16 protein-coding genes are annotated in these 21,370 nt (G+C 70.1%); 8 read left to right on the plus strand and 8 right to left on the minus strand.

Annotation, left to right across the window (positions count from 1 at the left end):
* Nucleotides 1-31 precede the first annotated feature (31 nt).
* Nucleotides 32-940 (plus strand): hypothetical protein, encoded by a 909-nt coding sequence (locus tag R0232_RS23975; RefSeq protein WP_093339825.1) that lies wholly within the window; start codon nucleotides 32-34, stop codon nucleotides 938-940.
* Here R0232_RS23975 and R0232_RS23980 read toward each other — a convergent pair.
* Genes R0232_RS23980 through R0232_RS23990 form a run of 3 tightly spaced genes read right to left on the minus strand, consistent with a single transcriptional unit; the run spans nucleotide 932 to nucleotide 3,900 of the window.
* Nucleotides 932-1,594, minus strand: a complete 663-nt coding sequence (locus R0232_RS23980) for an aspartate/glutamate racemase family protein (RefSeq protein WP_431509648.1) — start codon at nucleotides 1,592-1,594, stop codon at nucleotides 932-934. The two genes, R0232_RS23975 and R0232_RS23980, sit on opposite strands and share 9 nt — an antisense overlap.
* Before the next feature lie 16 nt (nucleotides 1,595-1,610).
* Nucleotides 1,611-2,510: an amino acid ABC transporter substrate-binding protein gene (locus R0232_RS23985; protein WP_431509649.1), complete on the minus strand. Its 900-nt coding sequence runs from the start codon at nucleotides 2,508-2,510 to the stop codon at nucleotides 1,611-1,613.
* 55 nt (nucleotides 2,511-2,565) lie between these two features.
* On the minus strand, nucleotides 2,566-3,900 hold the full coding sequence (locus R0232_RS23990) for an aspartate aminotransferase family protein (RefSeq protein ID WP_431509650.1): 1,335 nt from the start codon (nucleotides 3,898-3,900) through the stop codon (nucleotides 2,566-2,568).
* Between the two features lie 173 nt (nucleotides 3,901-4,073).
* Between R0232_RS23990 and R0232_RS23995 the strand changes: the two genes are divergently transcribed.
* Entirely contained in the window at nucleotides 4,074-4,940 is an 867-nt protein-coding gene (locus R0232_RS23995) for a MurR/RpiR family transcriptional regulator (protein ID WP_093339835.1), read from the plus strand.
* 86 nt (nucleotides 4,941-5,026) lie between these two features.
* A complete protein-coding gene (locus R0232_RS24000; protein WP_208510630.1) occupies nucleotides 5,027-5,392 on the plus strand; it encodes an SPW repeat protein in 366 nt (121 codons plus the stop codon).
* 126 nt (nucleotides 5,393-5,518) lie between these two features.
* Here R0232_RS24000 and R0232_RS24005 read toward each other — a convergent pair whose 3' ends face one another.
* The 5 genes from R0232_RS24005 to R0232_RS24025 all read right to left on the minus strand — a co-directional run bounded on the left by R0232_RS24005 (nucleotide 5,519) and on the right by R0232_RS24025 (nucleotide 17,245).
* Complete coding sequence (locus R0232_RS24005) at nucleotides 5,519-6,979, minus strand: efflux transporter outer membrane subunit (protein ID WP_093339840.1); 1,461 nt, start codon at nucleotides 6,977-6,979, stop codon at nucleotides 5,519-5,521.
* 44 nt (nucleotides 6,980-7,023) lie between these two features.
* Entirely contained in the window at nucleotides 7,024-10,338 is a 3,315-nt protein-coding gene (locus R0232_RS24010; protein WP_208511206.1) for an efflux RND transporter permease subunit, read from the minus strand.
* 182 nt (nucleotides 10,339-10,520) lie between these two features.
* Complete coding sequence (locus R0232_RS24015) at nucleotides 10,521-11,651, minus strand: IS481 family transposase (protein WP_431509459.1); 1,131 nt, start codon at nucleotides 11,649-11,651, stop codon at nucleotides 10,521-10,523.
* 680 nt (nucleotides 11,652-12,331) lie between these two features.
* Nucleotides 12,332-15,460, minus strand: a complete 3,129-nt coding sequence (locus R0232_RS24020; RefSeq protein WP_093339845.1) for an efflux RND transporter permease subunit — start codon at nucleotides 15,458-15,460, stop codon at nucleotides 12,332-12,334.
* A gap of 69 nt (nucleotides 15,461-15,529) precedes the next feature.
* Nucleotides 15,530-17,245, minus strand: a complete 1,716-nt coding sequence (locus tag R0232_RS24025; RefSeq protein WP_431509651.1) for an efflux RND transporter periplasmic adaptor subunit — start codon at nucleotides 17,243-17,245, stop codon at nucleotides 15,530-15,532.
* 332 nt (nucleotides 17,246-17,577) lie between these two features.
* Here R0232_RS24025 and R0232_RS24030 point away from each other — a divergent pair, with 332 nt between their 5' ends.
* The 5 genes from R0232_RS24030 to R0232_RS24050 are packed head-to-tail and all read left to right on the plus strand — an operon-like array spanning nucleotide 17,578 to nucleotide 21,353.
* Entirely contained in the window at nucleotides 17,578-18,099 is a 522-nt protein-coding gene (locus R0232_RS24030; RefSeq protein WP_398497245.1) for a DUF6622 family protein, read from the plus strand.
* A 53-nt stretch (nucleotides 18,100-18,152) separates the two neighbouring features.
* Nucleotides 18,153-19,106 carry a sterol desaturase family protein gene (locus tag R0232_RS24035; RefSeq protein ID WP_431509652.1) on the plus strand — a complete coding sequence of 318 codons (954 nt, stop codon included), beginning with the start codon at nucleotides 18,153-18,155 and terminating at the stop codon, nucleotides 19,104-19,106.
* Complete coding sequence (locus R0232_RS24040) at nucleotides 19,103-19,396, plus strand: 2TM domain-containing protein (protein WP_093339854.1); 294 nt, start codon at nucleotides 19,103-19,105, stop codon at nucleotides 19,394-19,396. The genes R0232_RS24035 and R0232_RS24040 overlap by 4 nt, the downstream gene beginning before the upstream one ends.
* On the plus strand, nucleotides 19,393-20,511 hold the full coding sequence (locus R0232_RS24045) for a sensor histidine kinase (RefSeq protein ID WP_431509653.1): 1,119 nt from the start codon (nucleotides 19,393-19,395) through the stop codon (nucleotides 20,509-20,511). Before R0232_RS24040 ends, R0232_RS24045 begins: the two co-directional genes overlap by 4 nt.
* Nucleotides 20,508-21,353 (plus strand): LytR/AlgR family response regulator transcription factor, encoded by an 846-nt coding sequence (locus R0232_RS24050; RefSeq protein WP_431509654.1) that lies wholly within the window; start codon nucleotides 20,508-20,510, stop codon nucleotides 21,351-21,353. The genes R0232_RS24045 and R0232_RS24050 overlap by 4 nt, the downstream gene beginning before the upstream one ends.
* Nucleotides 21,354-21,370: the final 17 nt, after the last annotated feature.

Consider the following 21,370-nt stretch of genomic DNA (forward strand, 5'->3'; position numbering starts at 1 on the left):
CCCACGCCGGCGGCCAACCGAAGGACATTGCATGCTCGCCCCCGCGCCCGAGCGCGAAAAAGACGCCGACGAACACCTGCTGTGCCTCGAAGAGCACGCGTCGACCGCCGACGACCATGCGGCGCATGCGCGCCACGATGCGCGCCGCCGCGAAGCCGAACGCCAGGCCGCGCTGTGCCGCGCCGCCCGCGCCACGGGCGCCTCGACCGGCGAACTGGAACGGCTCGCGCGCTGCCTCGGCGAGATCGACCGCTGCGGCCGCGGCGCCACGCTGGTGGCCGAGGGCCAGGTCGCGGCCGACCGGCTGTCGCAGCGGCTGCAGCCGCTGGACCTGGAAGACGGCCACATGGCCTGGCAGATGGCCGGCGCCGCCGAATACATCGAACGCGGCCTGACGCAGGCGCTCGACCCCGCCCACGACCACAAGTGGTATGCGCGCTGGCAGCTCTGGAGCTTCCTGCTCGGCGGTGCCGACGCCGCCCATGCGCTGGCGCTGCAGGGCCTGGCGCTGCGGCCCTGCGGCCCGCGCGACCCGCAGGCCGACCTCACGGCGCGCGCGCGCCGCATCCTCGAGAGCTGGCGCCGCACCTCGGGCCCGTACTTCTGGAGCGCGATGGAGGACTGCGTGCGGCAGCAGGGCTTCTCGCTCGAGACCCAGGCCTACCTGATGCACGCGGTGGCGACGCTGTTCGACGGCGACGCGATGAAGCTCTCGAACGCCGAGTGCGAGCGCCTCAACGAGCTGCTGGTCGAGACCTACTGCGACGCGCTGGGCACCAGCGGCGCCATGCCCTCGGCCGAGATCTACCGTCGCATGGCCGCCGGCCTGCAGGCCGTGGACCGCGAGACCGGCCGGATGCGCGCGCTCGGCCGCAGCGACGCGGCGCAGATCGCGGCCACCGCGATCTACACCCTGCTGCGCGGCGACCGTTCAGCCTGAGGTGCGCCGGCGCAGCGCGCGCACCGCGCTGTCGACCGTGGTCAGCACCGGCAGCCCCGAGGCCCGTTCGCAGGCCGCGCGTGCGCGGGCCATGCTGAACTGCGCTAGCGCGATGTGGCTGCAGCCCTGCGCGCGCAAGGCCTCGGCCTGCCTGGCGATCGACGCATCGTGCCGCTCCCCGTCGCCCGCGTTGAGCGCCTCGAGCGCCCCTTCGGCGAGTGCCGGCACCAACGCGATGCCGCTCGGAAATTCGGGCGGCATCGAGGCCAGCGTGGGCGCGAAGGTCGCGATCAGCCCCAGCCGCGCGCCGGGGCCGGCCTCGCGCAGCGCCTGCACCGCCTCCTCCACCATCGCCTCGTTGGGCTTGAGCACCGGCAGCGTCGCATGGCGCCGCGCCACGGCCTCGATGCAGGCACCGAAGGCCGAGCAGGTGAAGAGGATGCCCTCGGCGCCGGTGTCGACCGCGTACTGCGCGAGCCGCTGGAAGCGCTCGTGCATGGCCGCGTCGAGCCCGCGCCCGTCGCGCGCGAGATCGGCCGACAGGCTGTCATCGAGCAGGTTCATGCGCAGCGCCTGCGGCCAGTCGCGCGCGAAGGCGTCGTTGATGGGCGCGACCGAATGCGAGAGCGCGTGGATCAGGGCGATGCGGGTCATGGGGACGTGATGCGGCTCAGATGCCCTTCGACGAGGGATTGGCGAAGGCTTCCTTCGTCTCGGCGTTGAGCGGGTAGTTGATGTTGATGCCCTTGGGCGGAATGGACGAGGTGAACCACTTGCCGTAGAGCGTCTCCATCTCGCCGGACTTCATCATGCCCGAGACCACGCGGTCGACGATGGCCTTGAAAGCCGGATCGTCCTTGCGGAACATCAGCGACTGGTTCTCGGTGCGCAGGCTCTCGCCGGTGATCAGGAAGTCCTTCGGGTTGCGCGCGTTCGCGAGCTGGCCGGCCAGCAGGATGTCGTCGAGCACGAAGGCCTGCGCGCGGCCGCTCTCCACCAGCAGGAAGGAATCACTGTGGTCCTTGCCGCCGAGGCTCGTGACCTCGAGGTTCTTGCCCTTGTCGGCCTCGCGCAGCAGCCGGAACGAGGTGGTGCCGGTGGTGGTCACCACCGTCTTGCCCTGCAGGTCGGCGATGCTCCTGATGCCCGAATCGGCCTTCACCAGCATGCGCACGTTGTAGCGGAAGATGTCGGGCGAGAAGGCCACCAGCTTCTGGCGCTCGACCAGGTTGGTGGTGGAGCCGCACTCGATGTCGACCGTGCCGTTCTGCACCAGCGGGATGCGGTTGGCCGAGGTCACGGCCTGGTAGCGGATCTCGATCGCCGGCATCCTGAGTTCGCTCTTCACCGCCTCCACGATGCGCTTGCAGATCTCGATGCTGTAGCCCACGGGCTTGAGGTTGCCGTCGAGGTACGAGAAGCCGAACGAGGACTCGCGGTAGCCGAAGGTGATGGCGCCGCTGGCCTTGATCTTGGCGAGGGTGTCGCTCTCCTGCGCGCTCGCGCAGAGCGCCGGCAGCACGAGGGCGGCAGCGAGCAGGAAGGAAAACGGCAGGCGTGGCTTGGGCATGGAGGTGCTCCTCGAGGCGGTGGGTGGAAGAAAAAGGGAAGGAAGAAGCGCGGACTCAGCCCGCGGCGCGGCGCGTGACCGCGTCGATGGCATCCGCGAGCCGCGCGGCGATCTCGCGCAGCTCGTCGCGCGCGGCGATGAAGGGCGGCGCGAGCAGCACGTGGTCGCCCTGGCGACCGTCGACCGTGCCGCCGAAGGGATAGCACAACAGCCCGCGCGCCATCGCCTCCTTCTTGACGGCCGCATGCAGCATCAACGCGGGATCGAAGGGCGTCTTGCCCGCGCGCTCGGCCACCAGCTCGAGGCCCCAGAAGAAGCCGCGGCCGCGGATGTCGCCCACATGCGGATGCGCGCCGAGCGCCTCGGCCAGCATCGCGCCGAAGGCCATGCCATCCTCGCGCACCTTCGCGACCAAGCCCTCGCGCCGGATCGTCTGCTGCACAGCGAGCGCGGCGGCGCAGGCCATCGGATGGCCGATGTAGGTATGGCCATGCTGGAAGAAGCCGCTGCCCTGCGACATCGCCTCGACCACCCCGCGCTGCGCGAGCACCGCGCCCACCGGCTGGTAGCCGCCGCCCAGGCCCTTGGCGATGGTCATCAGGTCGGGCACCACGCCCTCCTGCTCGCAGGCATGCAAGCTGCCGGTGCGGCCCATGCCGCACATCACCTCGTCGAGGATCAGCAGCACGCCGTACTTGTCGCAGACCGCGCGCACCGCCTGGAAGTAGCCCGGCACCGGCACCAGCACGCCGGCGGTGGCACCGCCCACGGTCTCGGCGACGAAGGCGATCACGCGGTCGGCGCCCTGCGCGAGGATCGCGGCCTCGAGCTCGTTCGCGAGCCGCTGGCCGTACTGCGCGGGGCTCTCGTCGGCGCGCTGCTCGCGGTACGGATAGCAGGGCGACACGTGCGTGGCCGGCACGAGGATCGGCGCGAAGGGCTCGCGCCGCCAGGCATTGCCGCCGACCGCGAGCGCGCCCAGCGTGTTGCCGTGGTAGCTCTGGCGCCGCGCGATGAAGTGGGTGCGCTGCGGCTGGCCGATCTCCACGAAGTACTGGCGCGCCATCTTGAGCGCCGCCTCCACCGCTTCGGAGCCGCCGCTCACGAGGTAGGCATGGCTCATGCCTTCGGGCGCCGCGCCGATCAGCTCGTCGGCCAGGCGCTCGGCCACCTCGCTGGTGAAGAAGCTGGTGTGGGCATAGGCCAGCCGGTCGATCTGCGCATGCATCGCGGCCAGCACCTCGGGATGCGCATGGCCCAGCGAGGACACGGCCGCGCCGCCCGAGGCATCGAGGTATTCGCGGCCCTCGGCGTCGCGGATGTAGAGGCCGTGCGAGCCCGTGGCGACGGGCGGGGTCTGGCGGAGATGGCGGTGGAAGACGTGCGTCATGGCGTGAGGACAGGCGGATGGGGACTGGAACCAACGTTTCGGGCGAATTATTTATTGGAACATTTGTTCCGTCAACTGTTCCGCTCGTTTCACCCGTTCCAGCCCCGGCCCGGAACAGCGGGCGCGCCTCCGGTACATTCGTTCCAACGCCAGAGACAAAGAGGAACGACGCCATGGGCGCCAGAGACCAGATCCGCCAGCGCTTCGACGACCTGAGCCCCGCGCTGCAGCAGGTGGCGCGCTACGTGCTCGACCATCCAAACGAGGTGGTCACGGGCTCGATGCGCGGCATCGGCACGCGCGCGCAGAGCACGCCCGCCACGCTGGTGCGCTTCGCCCAGACGCTGGGCTTCGACGGCTGGCCGCAGCTCAAGGCCGCCTTCGCCACCGACATGGGCCTGGGCGCCGAGGCCTACGGCGCGCGCGCCCAGCAGCTGGTGGGCCGCGCGCGCGACCGCGGCCTGACCGGCGAGATGTTCGAGGTGCAGCGCCGCAACCTCGAGACCACGCAGCAGCAGAGCGAACAGGCGCTGCAGAAGGTCTGCGCGCTGATGGAGAAGGCGCCCGCGGTGCACGCGGCCGGCTTTCGCGCCTGCTACCCGATCGCCTTCTCCTTCGTCTACGTGTATCGGCTCTTTCGCGGCAGCGTGCATCTGGTCGACGGCCAGGGCGGCACGCTCGAGATGCAGCAGCGCGCCTTCGGGCGCGGCGACGTGGTGCTGATCGCGAGCTTCGCGCCCTACTCGCGCGAGGCGCTGCAGGTGGCCGAGGCCGCCAAGGCCGCGGGCAGCCGCATCGTGGCGCTGACCGACAGCCTGGGCTCGCCGCTCTCGCTGCGCGCCGACGAGACCCTGCTGTTCACCATCCACAGCCCCTCGTTCTTTCCCTCGGTGGCCGCCGGCGTGGCCGTGGCCGAGGCGCTGGTCGAGCTGCTCGCGAGCCGCGCGGGCAAGGCCGTGATCCGGCGCATCGACCAGGCCGAGGCGCAGCTGTTCGAGTCGGGGGCCTACCTGGTGCCGCCGGTGGCGCGCGGCGGCTGATCGCACGGAACCACTGGCAAAGCCGCGCAGTCCAACCCCGGTCGCGGTCGCGCGTCCTGCTGTTGCCGCGACAGGAGGTAAAGACCATGAAGCAAGTGAAGCATTGGCAAGACCCGGTCAACGCCGTCCTCGGCGTCTGGCTGATCGTCTCGCCCTGGGTCCTGGGCTTCCAGGGCCACACGCTCGCCATGTGGGGCGCGATCGGTACCGGCCTCGTGCTCGGTGCCGTGGCACTGGGCGCGACCTTCGTGCCGCAGGCCTGGGAGGAGTGGACCGAGGTCGCGCTCGCGGTCTGGCTCGCGGTGTCGCCGTGGGTGCTGGGCTTCGGCGGGCTCGAGGTGGCGCTGGTCAACGCGGTGCTCGTGGCCGCGGCGATCCTGGTGCTGGCGCTGTGGGTGCTGGTCACCGACAAGGACTACCTGGGCGGCATGACGGACCGCCCGGCCCATTGAGGCCCTGAAGGTCCTTTCCCGAACACCGCCGGCCGCCGGATCAATTGCGGCGTGGCGGCGACTCCAGGGACGCGCGCGATGCCGCGTGCGTCCGCGACCTTTCCCCGATCCGCCTTGCCGACGCGATCAGCGCGTGGCCGGCTGTGTGCCCGCGTCCGCGAGCCACTCGGCCTGCCAGCCGCCGCCGAGCGCCTGGATCAGCGCGATCGCCGACGACTGGCGGTTGACCTGCAACTGCACCAGCGAGCGCCGCGCATTGAGCGCGGCGACCTGCGCGGTCACGACCTCGGTGTAGCTGACCTGCGCCGCGCGGTAGCGGTTGAGCAGCTGCTGCTCGGTCTTGTCGGCCGCGGCCGAGGCTTCGCGCCGCAGGCCTTCCTGCTGGGCCAGCGTGGCGCCCGCGCTGAGCTGGTCCTCGACCGCCTGGAAGGCCGTCAGCACGGTCTGGCGATAGCGCGCCACGGCCGCTTCGTGGCCGGCCTTGGCCGAGTCGACGTTGGCGCCGATGGCGCCCGCGTCGAACACCACCTGCGCCACCGACAGCCCGAGCGCCCACAGCGTGTTCGAGGCATTGAACAGGTCCTTGACCTTGCTCGCGTTGCTGCCCACCGAGGCATTGAGGCCGAAGTTCGGGAAGTAGGCGGCGCGCGCGATGCCGATCTGCGCATTGGCCGCGGCCACCGAGCGCTCGGCCGCCGCGATGTCGGGCCGGCGCTGCAGCAGCGTCGAGGGCACGCCGGTCGGCACGCCCGGCACCGTCGGCGTCCACTTCGCGGCCGCCAGGCTGAAGTCGGCCGGTGCCGCGCCCACCAGCACCGCGATCGCATGCTCGTAGGTGGCGCGCGTGCGCTGCAGGCCGACGCGGTCGGCGCGCGCGTTCACGAGCTGGGTCTGCGCCTGCAGCACGTCGGTCTGCGCGGCGATGCCGGCCTGGTAGCGGTTGTTGGTGATCTCGTAGGCGCGCTGGTAGCCCTCGATGGTCTCGTCGAGCAGCACCATCTCGGCATCGGCCTCGCGCAGCGAGAAGTAGTTGGTGGCCAGTTCGCCCACCGCCGACAGCCGCGCCGCCGCGAGGTCGGCCTCGCTGGCCTGCGCATTGGCCTGCGCGCTGCTGACCGCCGCGCGCAGCCGGCCCCAGACGTCGGGCGACCAGTCGGCCGCGAGCGTGGCCGAGAAGGCGTTCGAGGCATTGCTGTCGCCGCCGATGTTGCCGCTGCGCTTGCCGTTGCCGCTCAGCGAGACCGAGGGGAACAGCGCCGCGCGCTCGCCGCGCACCAGCGCCTGGGCCTGCGCGTAGTTGGCGACCGCGGCCGCGATGTTCTGGTTCGACACCTGCACCCGGCCCGCGAGCTCGTCGAGCACCGGATCGCCGAAGAGCTTCCACCATTCGCCGCGCTCGAGCGTGTCGGCCGGCGCGGCCGGCAGCCAGCCCTCGGCCGTCTTCTGTTCCTTCCAGCCCGCGGGCGACACGGCAGCCGGCACCTGGTAGGCCGGGCCGACGGCGCAGCCCGCGAGCAGCGCGGCGAGCGTCGCGGCCAGCGCGATGCGCTTCGGAAAGAAGGGAGTCTGGAACAGGGAGGCGGGCATTCTTCGAACGGCGCGTGCGGGCCGTGGTGTCTTTGTCGTTGCGGTCATGGCTGGACCTCCATGGTGCGGCTCAGGTGGCTCTCGTCGGCGCCGCGGCGGCGCAGCTTGTCGAGCAGCAGATAGACCACCGGCGTGGTGAGCAGGGTCAGCACCTGGCTGGCGATCAGCCCGCCGATGATCGCCACGCCCAGCGGCCGGCGCAGCTCGGCGCCCTCGCCGAAGCCGATCGCCAGCGGCAGCGCGCCGAGCGCGGCCGCCATGGTGGTCATGAGGATCGGGCGGAAGCGCAGCAGGCAGGCCTCGCGCACCGCTTCCAGCGGACTCAGGCCGCGCGAGCGCTCGGCCTCGAGCGCGAAGTCGATGATCAGGATGGCGTTCTTCTTCACGATGCCGATCAGCAGGAACACGCCGATCAGCGCGATGATGGAGAACTCCATGCGGAACATCAGCAGCGCCAGCACCGCGCCCACGCCGGCCGAGGGCAGCGTCGACAGCACGGTGATCGGGTGCACCAGGCTCTCGTAGAGGATGCCCAGCACGATGTAGATGACGACCAGCGCGGCCAGGATCAGCATCGCCTGCTGGCCCTGCGACTGCTGCGCCGCGAGCGCCGTGCCCGCGAAGGCGCCGCGCACGTTGATCGGCATCGCGATGTTGGCCTCGGCCTTGGCGATCGCCTCGCGCGCATCGCCGAGGTTGGCGCCCTCGGCCAGGTTGAACGAGATCGTGGTCGCGAGCTCGCCGTCCTCGTGGCTCACCGAGGTCGCGACCGAGCGCTCGACGAACTTCGCCACCGAGGACAGCGGCACCAGCGTGGTCGGCGTGTTGCTCAGCACGTTGCCGGTGGAGGCGTTGCGCGAGCCCGCGTTGGCCGACACAGGCACCGTTGGCGTGGTGCTCGAGGCGGTCGACGCGGTGCCGGTCTTCGAGCCCGTGGCCGTGTTGCTGGTGGCCACCGAGGTCGACTGGTTGGTCGTGCCGTTGGCCGCCACCTGCGTGGTCACGGTCTGGCCCGCCACCACCGAGGTGCGCGTGGCCGGCACGTAGACGTCGCGCAACGCATTCGGGCTGCGCGTGTAGCGCGGCGCCCACTCCATCACCACGTGGTACTGGTTGAGCTCGGTGTAGATGGTCGCCACCTGGCGCTGGCCGAAGGCGTTGTAGAGCGCGTTGTCCACCGCCTGCGAGGTCAGGCCGAGCCGGCGCGCGCTGTCGGGATCGACTTCGGCCACCGTCTCCACGCCGTTCTGGTCCTGGTCGGTGTCGATGTCCGTGAGGTTCGGCTGCAGCCGCAGCTCGTCGGCCAGCTTGCCGGCCCAGGTGCGCAGGTCGGCCAGGTTGTCGCTCTTGAGCGTGTACTGGTAGGTGGAGTTGCTCGAGCGCCCGCCCGAGCGCACGTCCTGCACCGGGCTCAGGAACACGCGCAGGCCGGTCACCTGGTTGAGCTGCGGCCGCAGCCGCGCGATCACCGCGAGGCCGCTCTCGGTGCGCTGGCTCGCGGGCTTGAGGTTGACGAACATGAAGCCGCCGCCCGCGCGCGAGCCGCCGATGAAGCCCGTGACCGTGTCGACCGCGGGGTCGCGCCGGATGATGTCGACCACCTCGCGCAGCTTGGCCGCGAGCGCCTGCGAGGAGATGCTCTGGTCGGCGCGCAAGCCGCCGTTGAGCTGGCCGCTGTCCTGCTGCGGGAAGAAGCCCTTGGGCGCCGCGCTGAACAGGTAGACGTTGAGCCCGATCACCGCCAGCAGGATCAGCGCCACCAGCGCCTTGCTGCCGAGCGCCCAGTCGAGGCTGACCTCGTAGCGCTTGAGCACCCACTCGTAGCCGCGTTCCGACCAGCGCGCGAAGCGGCCCGGCGGCTTGGTCTTGTCGGTTTCGCCGCCACGCTTGAGCAGCCAGGCGCACATCATCGGCGTGGTGGTCAGCGAGATGACCAGCGAGATCATCACCGCCGCCGACAGCGTGACCGCGAACTCGCGGAACAGCCGCCCGACCTGGCCGCCCATGAACAGCAGCGGGATGAACACCGCCACCAGCGACACGCTGATCGACAGCACCGTGAAGCCCACTTCCTTGGCGCCGAGCAGCGCGGCCTTCATGCGCGTCATGCCGGCCTCGATGTGGCGGCTGGTGTTCTCGAGCACCACGATCGCGTCGTCGACCACGAAGCCCGTGGCCACCGTGAGCGCCATCAGGCTCAGGTTGTTGAGGCTGAAGCCCAGCAGGTACATCACGCCGAAGGTGCCGAGCAGCGCGACCACCGTGGCCACGGCAGGCACGACGGTGGCGCGCGCGCTGCGCAGGAACAGGCTGACCACCAGCACCACCAGCAGCACCGAGGCCACCAGCGTGAACTCCACTTCGTGCAGCGAGGCGCGGATCGAGCTGGTGCTGTCGGAGGCCACGCGCAGCTCGACGTCGGGCGGCAGCTGCGACTGCAGCTCGGGCAGCAGCGCGCGCACGCCGTCGACCGTCTCGATGATGTTGGCCGAGGGCTGGCGCGTGATCAGCACGATCACCGCCGGCTCGCCGTTGAACAGGCCCAGCGTGCGCGTGTCCTCGACGCCGTCGTAGACCTCGGCCACGTCGGCCAGCCGCACCGCCGCGCCGTTGCGCCAGGCCACCAGCATCGAGGCGTAGTCGCTCGCGCGCAGCGCCGGCGTCTGGGTATAGACCTGCAGCTTGCGCCCCTCGCCCTGCACCATGCCCTTGGGCCGGTTCGCGTTCGAGGCCTGGATCGCGGCGCGCACGTCCTCGGTGCTGATGCCGTAGCGGTTGAGCGCGAACGGCAGCAGCTCGATGCGCACGGCCGGCAGCGAGCCGCCGCCGATCTCCACGTCGCCCACGCCGTCGACCTGCGACAGCCGCTGGCTCACGATGTTCGACACGGCGTCGTAGATCTGGCCCGGGGTCTTGGTCTTCGAGGTCAGCGCCAGGATGATGACCGGCGACGAGGCGGGGTTGGCCTTGCGGTAGGTCGGGTTGCTGCGCAGGGTGGCGGGCAGGTCGACACGGCTCGCGTTGATCGCGGCCTGCACCTCGCGCGCGGCGCCGTCGATGTTGCGGCTGAGGTCGAACTGCAAGGTGACGCGGGTGGAGCCGACCGAGCTGGTCGAGGTCATCTCGTTGACGCCGGCGATGGTGCCCAGGTGGCGTTCGAGGGGCGTGGCGACGCTCGTGGCCATGGTCTCGGGGCTGGCGCCCGGGATGGAGGCGCGGACCGAGATGACGGGGTAGTCGACTTGCGGTAATGGGGATACCGGGAGGACGAAGAAGGCTGCGATGCCTGCCAGGGCTATGCCGATGGTGAGGAGGACTGTGCCTATGGGGCGGCGGACGAAGGGGCGGGAGAGGTTCATCTCTTGCCTCCTTCTTTGATTCCCTGCTTAGGTGTGTTGGCTTGCTGCCGGTCTGCCTCTTGCAGAGGGCGTAGGCCGGGTCTCGCCCCGGCGGGCGACTTACTTTCTTTGTCTCGCTGTATGGACCGGAGACATGGGTGACACATGTGCGAGGACATGGTGGACACATTCTGCATGGTGGTTCAGGCCTCGCGCAGGTCGATCTCGCGCAGCTTGTGGTGCACGAAGTAGACGTCGTAGCAGCCCTCTCGCCCGGGCTGCGCGCGCAGCGCGATCTCGTGGTCCTTGAGTGCTGCGGACACCTTGAAGCGCTTGCTCTTGAAGCGCACCTCCCCCAGCCAGCCGACCTTCACCACCGTGTCGTTCGGGCCGTACTCGAGCGGTGGCAGCGTCCTCGGATAGGCCCTCTCGCTGGCGCGGTACCGGCTCGCCGGGGTGTTCATGCCCAGCGCCTGATGCGGGCGCTCATGGTTGTAGATACGCCTCCAGCGATCGAACTGCTGCTGCGCCTGCGCCAGATCCTGGAAGCTGCGCCCGACCAGCAACTCCGCCTTCAGGCTGCGATGGAAGCGCTCGTCCTTGCCGTTGGTCTGCGGGTGATAAGGGCTGCTGAAGCTCACCCGCACGCCCAGGCGGATGAGCCACAGCGCGAGTTCGCTGAGCTGGCCCGGCTCGCGCGGACTGCCCCAGGGTGCGCCGTTGTCCGCATTGATGCGCACCGGCAGACCGTAGCGGGAGAAGACGTCCTGCAACTGCTCCTTCACGCTGGCCGTTTGCTGGCGGGCACAGGCGCGCAGGGCCAGGTTGTAACGGGAGTGGTCGTCCAGCAGCGTCAGCGGATGGCAGGGCCCCGCTGCGGTGGACACGTAGCCCTTGAAGTCGATCTGCCAGAGGCTGTTGGGCGCCTCGTGCTCGAAGCGCTGCCAGGCGGTGGCCGCACTGCTGGCCTGGGCGCTGATGAGGCCGTGGCGCTTGAGGATGGAGTTGACGGTGCTCGGAGCCAGGCAACCCTGTCCGAGGTCACTCAGGCGCCGTGCGAGCTTGCGTGCGCCCCATGCAGGGTGCTGCTGGCGCAGCGAAACGATGGATTGTTGAAGCTCGGGCGAGGTCTCGCCGGGACTGTTGTGTGGGCGGCGACTGGCATCGCCCAGGCCGGCGGCACCCAGCGTGGCACTGCGTGCGAGCCATTTGTAGCCGGTCTGCGGGCTGATGCCGAAGCGCCGGCACAGCTCACGCCGGTTGGCACCTTCCTGGCGTGCCAGGGCAACGAACTCTTCTCTCAGGCTCATGGTGTCTCGGGTGCTCCAGGGCATGGTCGTCTTCCGATCGGGCGATACGCCCGATGGTGTCCACCATGTCCTCGCACACCTGTCCACCATGTGCCCGGTCCATACATCTCGCCAAAGAAAGTAAGCAAAGAAAGGCGACCCCACTGTCTGCGACCCGCAGCGAAGCTGCGGGCAACCTGCGGTGCTCGCGTTTCGCGGGGTCTCGCAGAACTCGCTTCGCTCAAACAGCTGCGAGCCCTGATCCGCGAAACGCTGCGCTCCTCGGCGCAGCCAGAGGGGATCAGGGTCAACGCGCCATGGCGCGTCCTTGTGTGGGGTGAGGTGGCGCGCAGGCCTCGGGTCTTCTGCTACCCGGGCCGAGCGAAGCGAAGGCCCGTTGGGTATGCGGGGCCGAGCGCAGCGATGGCCCGACCCACGCCCCTCTGGCTGTGCCGAGGAGCGCAGGGGAAAGCGGGATAAGGGCCGCAGCTGTCTGAGCGGAGCGCAGCGCAGCGAGTTCTGCGGACCCCCGCTTTCCCCGAGCACCGCAGGTTGCCCGTAGCGAAGCGGAGGGACACAGACAGTGGGGTCGCCTTTTCTTTGGTTACTTTCTTTTGGCGAGACAAAAGAAAGTGACTCGCCCGCCGGGGCGAAATCCCGGCCAACAGCGCCCGCAGGGAAAGCAACCGAAGAACACAACACATCAGCCTGACGAGAAAGAAGCCTCAAACCGCCTCCTCCTCGACCACCCCAGACCTCCGAGCCCCACCCAACCGATCAAACGCCAAATAGATAACAGGCGTAGTGAACAAGGTAAGCAGCTGACTAACGATCAACCCCCCAAAAATAGCCAACCCCAAAGGACGCCGCAGCTCAGCCCCATCCCCAAAGCTGAACATCAAAGGCACAGCAGCAAACAAGGCTGCCAGCGTAGTCATCAAGATAGGCCGAAACCGCAACAACGCCGCCTGATGAATAGCTTCCCGGGGAGACTTGCCCTCAGTGCGCTCCGCATCGATAGCGAAGTCGATCATCATGATCGCGTTCTTCTTCACGATCCCGATCAGCAGGATGATCCCGATGATCCCGATCACTCCGAGGTCGTTGCCCGTCACCATCAACGCCAGCAGCGCCCCCACCCCAGCGGATGGCAAGGTCGACAGAATCGTCAGCGGATGCACGTAGCTCTCGTACAGCACCCCCAGCACGATGTACACGCACACCACCGCCGCCAGGATCAGCCACAGCTGGTTCGACAGCGATTTCTCGTAAGCCCCCGAAGCCCCGAGAAAGGTCATCGTGATGCTCTTCGGCAACCCGATCTCCTTCGCCGTCGCACGGATCGTGTCGACCGCTGAACCGAGCGCCACCCCCGGCGCGGTATCGAAGTTCAGCGTGCTCGCCGGGTACTGCGCCACGTGCGTGATCTGCAGCGGCGCCTGCCGCTCGCTGATGTCGGCGATGGCCGAGAGCGGCGTCGCGGTGCCCGAGCCCGCGATCAGGTTGAGCTGCCCCAGCGTCTGCGGCGTGTTCACCATGCCGGGCTGGGCCTCGAGGATCACGCGGTACTGGTTGGTCTCGGTGAAGATGGTCGAGACGATGCGCTGGCCGAAGGCGCTGTAGAGCGCGTCGTCGACCGTGCTCGCGGTGATCGACAGCCGCGCCGCGGTGTCGCGGTTCACGTTGACGAAGGCCGCCAGGCCCTGGGCGCCGGCATCGCTGCTGACATTGCGCACCTTGTCGCCGTGCTCGGCCTGCAGCTTGGCCACCAGCTGCTGCATCCAGTCGGTGATGGCGGCGCCGTCCACGCCTTCGAGCGAGGCGCGGTACTGCGTGGGGCCGGTCTCGGCGTCGATGGTCAGGTCCTGCGTGGGCTGCAGGTAGAGGGTCACGCCGGCCACGCCGCGCACGCGCTCGCGCAGCCGGTCCATCACGGCCTGCTGGCTGTCGTGGCCGCGGCGCAGGTTGATCAGCATGCTGCCGGTGTGCAGCATGGTGTTGTTGGCGGCGTCGACGCCGACGAAGGAGCTGAGGTTCTCGACGTCGGGGTCGGCCAGCACGGCGCGCGCGGCCTGCTGCTGCAGCTGCGACATGCGGTCGAACGAGACGTCCTGCGCGGCCTCGATGCGTGCCTGCAGCTGGCCCGTGTCCTGAGTCGGGAACAGGCCCTTGGGGATCGAGAGGTAGAGCGCCACGGTCAGCAGCAGGGTGAGCAGCGCGACCAGCAGCGTGAGCGCCTGGTGGTCGATGACCCAGTGCAGCGAGCGGTCGTAGCGCGTCATCACGCCGTCGAAGAAGCGCTGCGCGCGCGCGGCGATGCCGTGGCTGGCGGGGTCGCGCTTGGGTTCGTGCTTGAGCCAGCGCGCCGACATCATCGGCACCAGCGTGAGCGACACGACGGCCGAGATCAGGATCGTGATCGCCAGCGTGACCGCGAACTCGCGGAACAGCCGGCCGACCACGTCGCCCATGAACAAGAGCGGGATCAGCACCGCGATCAGCGACACCGTCAGCGAGATGATGGTGAAGCCGATCTGGGTGGCGCCCTTGAACGCGGCCTGCAAGGGCTTCTCGCCCTCCTCGATGTAGCGCGCGATGTTCTCGATCATCACGATCGCGTCGTCCACCACGAAGCCGGTGGCGATGGTCAGCGCCATCAGGCTCAGGTTGTTGAGGCTGTAGCCCAGCAGGTACATCAGGCCGAAGGTGCCGATCAGCGAGATCGGCACCGCGATGCTGGCGATGACGGTGGCGCGCAGGCTGCCGAGGAAGGCGAAGATCACCAGCACCACCAGCACCACGGCGAGCACCAGCTCCATCTGCACGTGCTCGACCGATGAGCGGATCCCGGCCGTGCGGTCGCTGAGCACCTCGACCTTCAGGCCCGCGGGCATGCCGGCCTGCAGCTCGGGCAGCTGCGCCTTGATGGCGTTGACGGTGGCGATCACGTTGGCGCCGGGCTGGCGCTGCACGTTGAGGATGATCGCGGGCGTGAGCGTGCCTTCGGCATCGCCGGCGGCCTTGGTGCCGGCCCAGGCGCCGAGCTGGTTGTTCTCGGCGCTGTTGACCACGCGCGCCACGTCGACCATGCGGATCGGCGCGCCGTTCTTGTACGAGACGATCAGGTTCTTGTAGTCGTCGACCGTGAGCAGCTGGTCGTTCGAGTTGATGGTGTAGGCGCGCTTGGGGCCGTCGAAGCTGCCCTTGGCGCCGTTGGAGTTGGCCGCGCTGATCGCGGTGCGCAGCGCGTCGAGGCCGATGCCGTTGGCCGCCAGTGCCTGGGTGTTGGCCTGGATGCGCACCGCGGGCCGCTGGCCGCCGCTGAGCGACACCAGCCCCACGCCCGAGACCTGGCTGATCTTCTGCGCGAGCCGCGTGTTGACGAGGTTCTGCACCTCGGTCAGCGGCAGGGTGTCGGAGGTGATCGCCAGCGTGAGCACCGGCGCGTCGGCCGGGTTGACCTTGGCGTAGACCGGCGGCGCCGGCAGGTCGGCCGGCAGCAGCGAGCCGCCGGCGTTGATCGCGGCCTGCACTTCCTGCTCGGCGACGTCGAGCGTCTGGCCCAGCGTGAACTGCAGCGTGATGATCGACACGCCCGCCGCACTGGTGGAGCTCATGCGGTCGAGCCCCGACATCTGGCCGAACTGGCGTTCGAGCGGCGCGGTGACGGTGTTGCTCATCACCTCGGGGCTGGCGCCCGGGTAGAGCGTCTGGACCTGGATCGTCGGGTAGTCGACCTGCGGCAGCGCCGACAGCGGCAGGAAGCGGAACGCCACCAAGCCGGCCAGCACGATGGCGACCATCAGCAGCGAGGTCGCCACCGGCCGCAGGATGAACGGGCGTGAAGGGCTCATGGGATCAATTCGTCGTCGAGGGCGCTGCGGGCGGCGCGGCGGTGGATGCCGAGGCGGAAGGCCGGCGCGTCATTGGCCTTGCGGCGCCTGGCGGCGGCCCTCGCCCTGCCCGCCCTGGCCCTGCCGTTCGGCCATGCGCTGCCAGCGTTCGAGCGCGGCCGGATCGCCACGGTCGAGCTGTTCGAGGAAGCGCTTGCGGCGCTCGAGCTGCTCGGGGTCGTCCTTGGCGGCGTCGAGCATGCGCTGACGCTGTTCGGCGGTGGGGAGCTTGGGGGCGGCCGTCGTGGGTGCGGCGGCAGGTGCGGCCGGCTGGGCGCCGGTGGCGGGCGCGGCCGCAGGGGCCGGGGTCGTTGCGGGAGCAGCGGGTGCCGTGCCCGGCGCGGGCGCGGCGTTGCCACCGGCCGCGGGCGCGGCGGACGACGCGGCGCCACCGGCCGGTGCCTGCCCGCCCTGGGCGCCGCCCTGCGCGCCCTCGCGCTGGCGCCGCCCGCCACGGTGCTGGCCATTGGCGGCGGCACCGGGCGCGACCGCGGGCCGGTCGGCCTGGGTCTGCACGCGCGCGCCGTCCTTCAGGCGGTCGCCGCCCTCGGTCACGACCACCTCGCCGGCATTCAGGCCGGCGGTCACCGCGATGTTGTCGACGCTCGATTCGCCGCGCGTCACCACGCGCTGCGACACCGTGTTGTCGGCGTTCAGCACATAGACGTAGTCGCCGTTCGGGCCGTTGCGCATCGCCGTCACCGGCACCACCACGGCGCTGGTCACGGTGCGCAGCAACAGGCGCAGGTTGACGAACTGGTTCGGGAACAGCGCGCCGTCGGCGTTGACGAAGCGGGCCTTGGCCTTGACCGTGCCGGTCTGGGTGTCGACCAGGTTGTCGAGCGTCGAGAAGCTGCCGGTGGCGAGCTGCTTGACGCGCGTGCGGTCGAAGGCGGTGGCGGGCAGCCTGGCGCCGGCGGCGAGGCGCTCCTGCACCTCGGGCACGCGGTCCTGCGGCACCGAGAACACGACGTCGATCGGCGCGATCTGGGTGATGACGGCGATGCCGCCGCTGGTGCCGGTCGAGACGTAGTTGCCCACGTCCACCGGCCGCAGGCCGATGCGGCCGCCGACCGGCGCCGCGATGCGGGTCCAGGTCAGGTTCAACCGCGCGGAGTTCTCGTTGGCGCGGTCGATCGCGACCGTGCCCTCGAGCTGCTTGACCAGCGCGCTCTGGGTGTCGACGTCCTGGCGCGCGATCGAGTCCTGGCCCAGCAGGGTCTGGTAGCGCTGCAGGGTGACGCGCGCCGCGGCGAGCTGCGCCTCGTCGCGCTGGCGCGCGCCGGTGGCCTGGGCCAGCGCGTTCTGGTAGGGCTGCGGGTCGATGGTGGCGAGCACGTCGCCCTTCTTGACCATCTGCCCTTCCTGGAACAGCACCTGCGTCAGCACGCCCGAAACCTGCGGCTGCACCGTGACGTTGGCCAGCGGCGTGACGGTGCCGAGGGCCTCGAGCTGGATCGGGATGTCGGCCTGCCGCGCGGTCGCGATGCCGACGGTGCTGGAAGCGGCACCGCCGCCACCGCCGCCGCGCCGGCCGCCAGGACCGCCCGGCCCACCGGGGCCGCCCGGTCCGGCACCGGGGCCGGCCACCGGCGTCTTCGCGCGTTGCACCAGGTACCAGGCACCGCCGCCCAGGGCCACGAGCAATAACAGCGCGATCAGGCTGCCGACCCAGCGGCGGCGTCGGACCGGGGGATGCGTGGGCGATGCGGCGGCCGGCGGGGGAACAGGGGTGTGGGGGTCCATGGGAAGCGAGTAGAGCCTGAACGGGTTGCGGCCTAGAGTACAGCGCCGAAAGGTGTATGCAGAGTTTGCTGTGCCGTAAAGCGACGGTAAAGCTTTCGACTTCGGGGGTGGCGGGCCGCGGCCCACCGGATTCCGTGCCGCCCGCGCGCCGCGTCCGGCCGCATTTGGCGCCGCCGGTACGCACTTCGCGCCGCGCCCCCGCATTTCATCGCACGGCCGTGGCGGCCCTGCGAGCGCGCCGGCAAAGTCCGCTCCAACGCCCTCGGGCATCCATCGTTTCTCCCGGATTTTCCGGCCGCCTTTCCACCCTCGACCGATCAAGGAGCCACCCCATGCTGATCCAGATCCTTCTTCACACGCCCAAGTGGGTGTTCGCCGTCTTCGTGCTGCTGGTCTGGCTCGGCAGCAAGCAGCTGCTGTCGGGCAGCGTGAGCCTGACGCGCATCACGCTGATGCCGATCGCGATGGGCGCGCTGTCGCTGATGGGCGTGGCCTCGGCCTTCGGCGATTCGCTCGGCGCCCTGCTCGGCTGGGCCGCCGCCGCGGCCGTGATGATCGCGCTGGTGCTGCGGCGCCCGCTGCCCGCGAGCACCCGCTACGACGCCGCCACGCGCCGCTTCCACCTGGCCGGCAGCGCGGTGCCGCTGGCGCTGATGATGGGCATCTTCTTCACCAAGTACGTGGTGGGCGTGGCGCTGGTCATGCACCCCGAGCTGCGCCACGACAGCGTGTTCGCGGTCGCGATCCCCGTGCTCTACGGCGCCTTCAGCGGCGTCTTCGCGGCCCGCGCCCTGCGCCTGTGGAAGCTGGCGATCGCCACCGACGCCATGGCCAGCGAAGCCGGCGCCGCCTAAGATCGGCGCCGCCCTTTTCGCCCGCCCATTCCCCCACGCCTGCAGGAAGCGCCATGTCCGTCCTCGTGCTGATCCTCAAGATCTCGGTGTCCGTGGTGCTGATCGCCTCGCTGGCCGAAGCACTGGTGCTCTCGTGGCGCAACGGCTGGCGCAGCTACGACTGGAAGGCGGCCGGCATCTCGGTGTTCGACTTCCTGGTGCGCGAATACCCGCTGCGCTGGCTGCTGCCGCTGGCCTTCTGGGTCGGCGCCATGGACTGGCTCTACGCGCACCGCCTGTTCACCCTGCCGCTGGACCACTGGACCGGCTGGGCCGCCTGCTTCATCGGCCAGGAGTTCTGCTACTACTGGTACCACCGCGCCGCGCACCGGGTGCGCTGGTTCTGGTGCACCCATGCGATCCACCACTCGCCCAACGAGCTGAACCTGTCGGCCGCCTACCGCTTCGGCTGGACCGGCAAGCTCACCGGCACGCTGGCCTTCTTCATGCTGGCGCCGCTGCTGGGCATGCCGCCGCGCGTGGTGCTGATCATGCTGACCCTGAACCTGCTCTACCAGTTCTGGATCCACGCCACCTGGATCCCGAAGCTCGGGCCGCTCGAATGGGTGCTCAACACGCCCTCGGCGCACCGCGTGCACCATGCCTCGAACCTCGAATACCTCGACGGCAACTACGGCGGCGTGCTGATCGTGTTCGACCGCCTGTTCGGCACCTACATCCCCGAACGCGCCGACCTGCCCTGCCGCTACGGCCTCGTGAAGCCGATCACCTCGTACAACCTGCTCGAGATCGAGTTCAGCCAATGGCGCGCGCTGTTCAAGGACCTGGCCTCGGCCCGCTCGATGCGCGCCTTCGTCGGCTACCTCGTGAAGCCGCCGGGCTGGAACCCCGACGGGCCTGGCGAGACCACCGAGGAACTGCGCCGGCGCGCGGCCGTCGAGGCCCCGGCGCCCGTCGCCTCCCCACCTGCCGATTTCATTCCCGTTCAGATCAAGGAGCTGTCATGAACACGTCCTCGTCCCCTTCTCCCGCAGAACTCGAGAAGCGCGCCCGCCGCCGCGCCGGCGCCAAGATGGGCTGGTACATCCATGCCTTCGTCTACGTGCTGGTCAACCTCGGGCTGGTCGCGCTGTCGGCCTCCAAGGGCCACACCTGGGCCGTCTATCCGCTGATGGGCTGGGGCCTGGGCCTGCTGGTGCACGGCGCCGTGATCTGGTTCATCGCGCCGGGCGGCGACTTCTACGAGCGCCTGGTCGAACGCGAACGCCGCGCGCTGGCCGCCGGGGAGCGCCGTTGAACCAGGCCCCTGCCGCCGCCCGCCCCAGGTTCGGCATCGAGAACCTGCGCGACCTGCTGCGGCACGGGCTGATCACCGCCGTCTTCTGCTGCCTGATCGCGGCCGCGCTCAGCATCTCGAGCGGCCGCAGCTGGGCCAACCACATGGTCTATTCGATGGCGATCGGCCTGATCAGCTGGCTGTGCATCGACGGCGGGCGGCTGCTGATGAGCGGCCACCGCGAGGTGCTCTGGCCGCATGGCACGCAGAGCATCGCGCTGATCGGCTTCGGCGTGACCGCCGGCTTCCTGCTCGGCAACCTGATCGGCGACGCCTGGAGCGGCGCCCCCTTGCTCGACTTCCTCGACTACCGCGGCCACAAGCTGGCCACCACGCTGACCATCACGCTGGTCGCCACGGCCGGCGCCTGCTTCTTCTTCTACAGCCTCGGCAAGAGCAAGCACCTGCAGGGCCAGATCGAAAGAGCCAGGCGCGACGCGACCGAAGCGCGCCTCAAGCTGCTCGAGACCCAGCTCGAGCCGCACATGCTGTTCAACACGCTGGCCAACCTGCGGGTGCTGATCACGCTCGATCCGCCGCGCGCCGTGGCCATGCTCGACCGGCTCAACAGCTACCTGCGCGTCACCCTCAGCGGCTCGCGCACGCTCGCGCATCCGCTGGGGGCGGAGTTCGACCGGCTGGCCGACTACCTCGAGCTGATGTCGGTGCGCATGGGCGAGCGGCTGCGCTACGCGCTCGAGCTGCCGGCCGAGCTGCGCGAAGTGCCGGTGCCGCCGCTGCTGCTGCAGCCGCTGGTGGAGAACAGCATCCGCCACGGCCTCGAGCCCAAGGTCGAGGGCGGCGAGATCGCGGTGCGCGCGCGCCGCGAGGGCGACCTGCTGGTGATCGAACTCAGCGACACCGGCATCGGGCTCGATGCCGCGTCGCCGTCGACGTCGCGGGACGGCGGCGGCTTCGGCCTCGAACAGGTGCGCGAACGGCTGACCACGGTCTACGGCCCGCGCGCCACCCTGACGCTCGCGCCCGGCGAGCACACGGGCACCCGCGCCACCTTGCGCTTTCCGCTGCAGGCTTCCTCCACCGGCGACGCGCCGGCCGCCTCCCCCACGCCATGAACACTGCCGCCATCCCCACCGCGCTGATCGCCGAGGACGAACCGCTGCTCGCGCAAGCGCTGAAGGCCGAACTGGCCGCCGCCTGGCCCGAGCTGAAGATCGCCGCCATCGCGGGCGACGGCCGCAGCGCCGTGCGCGAGGCGCTGCGGCTGCTGCCGCAGGTGCTGTTCTTCGACATCCGCATGCCGGGCCTCGATGGCCTGGGCGCCGCCACCGAGCTGGCCGATGCCTGGCCCGCCGACGAGGCGCCGATGCCGCAACTGGTCTTCGTGACCGCCTACGACGAGTACGCGGCCCGCGCCTTCGAGGCCCAGGCGATCGACTACGTGTTGAAGCCCGTGCAGCCCGAGCGGCTGCGCAAGACGGTGGCGCGGCTGAAACAGGCGCTGGCCGCGCGGCCGGCGGCCGAAACGCCGGCCGACGAGGCGCTGGACCGCACGCTGGCGCGCTGGCGCGAGGTGCTGGCCGCCGCGGGCGGCGCCGGCGCGCCGATGCCCGAGCCCTCGGCCACGCCGCTGCGCATGATCGCCGCCAGCGACGCCGGCGGCAGTACGGTGCGCATGGTGCCGATCGACGAGGTGCTGTATTTCGAGGCCGCCGACAAATACCTGCGGGTGCTGACCGCGGACCACGAATACCTGATCCGCACCCCGCTCAAGCAGTTGCTGCCGCAGCTCGATGCGCAGACCTTCTGGCAGGTGCACCGGGCGGTCGTCGTGCGCGCCTCGGCCATCGAGGCGGTGCACCGCGACGAGGCCGGCAAGCTCGCCCTGGACCTGCGCGGGCGGCCGGAGCGGATACCGGTCAGCCGGCTCTACGCCCACCTGTTTCGCGCCATGTGAAATCCGGGCCGATGCGT

The sequence above is a fragment of the Variovorax sp. DAIF25 genome (assembly GCF_050711835.1).
Lineage (GTDB): Bacteria > Pseudomonadota > Gammaproteobacteria > Burkholderiales > Burkholderiaceae_C > Variovorax.

Bases quoted from the DNA above. Each gene is read 5' to 3' on its own strand.
- R0232_RS23975 (WP_093339825.1), top strand. From the start codon at position 32: ATGCTCGCCCCCGCGCCCGAGCGCGAAAAAGACGCCGACGAACACCTG.
- R0232_RS23980 (WP_431509648.1), bottom strand. From the start codon at position 1,594: ATGACCCGCATCGCCCTGATCCACGCGCTCTCGCATTCGGTCGCGCCC.
- R0232_RS23985 (WP_431509649.1), bottom strand. From the start codon at position 2,510: ATGCCCAAGCCACGCCTGCCGTTTTCCTTCCTGCTCGCTGCCGCCCTC.
- R0232_RS23990 (WP_431509650.1), bottom strand. From the start codon at position 3,900: ATGACGCACGTCTTCCACCGCCATCTCCGCCAGACCCCGCCCGTCGCC.
- R0232_RS23995 (WP_093339835.1), top strand. From the start codon at position 4,074: ATGGGCGCCAGAGACCAGATCCGCCAGCGCTTCGACGACCTGAGCCCC.
- R0232_RS24000 (WP_208510630.1), top strand. From the start codon at position 5,027: ATGAAGCAAGTGAAGCATTGGCAAGACCCGGTCAACGCCGTCCTCGGC.
- R0232_RS24005 (WP_093339840.1), bottom strand. From the start codon at position 6,979: ATGCCCGCCTCCCTGTTCCAGACTCCCTTCTTTCCGAAGCGCATCGCG.
- R0232_RS24010 (WP_208511206.1), bottom strand. From the start codon at position 10,338: ATGAACCTCTCCCGCCCCTTCGTCCGCCGCCCCATAGGCACAGTCCTC.
- R0232_RS24015 (WP_431509459.1), bottom strand. From the start codon at position 11,651: ATGCCCTGGAGCACCCGAGACACCATGAGCCTGAGAGAAGAGTTCGTT.
- R0232_RS24020 (WP_093339845.1), bottom strand. From the start codon at position 15,460: ATGAGCCCTTCACGCCCGTTCATCCTGCGGCCGGTGGCGACCTCGCTG.
- R0232_RS24025 (WP_431509651.1), bottom strand. From the start codon at position 17,245: ATGGACCCCCACACCCCTGTTCCCCCGCCGGCCGCCGCATCGCCCACG.
- R0232_RS24030 (WP_398497245.1), top strand. From the start codon at position 17,578: ATGCTGATCCAGATCCTTCTTCACACGCCCAAGTGGGTGTTCGCCGTC.
- R0232_RS24035 (WP_431509652.1), top strand. From the start codon at position 18,153: ATGTCCGTCCTCGTGCTGATCCTCAAGATCTCGGTGTCCGTGGTGCTG.
- R0232_RS24040 (WP_093339854.1), top strand. From the start codon at position 19,103: ATGAACACGTCCTCGTCCCCTTCTCCCGCAGAACTCGAGAAGCGCGCC.
- R0232_RS24050 (WP_431509654.1), top strand. From the start codon at position 20,508: ATGAACACTGCCGCCATCCCCACCGCGCTGATCGCCGAGGACGAACCG.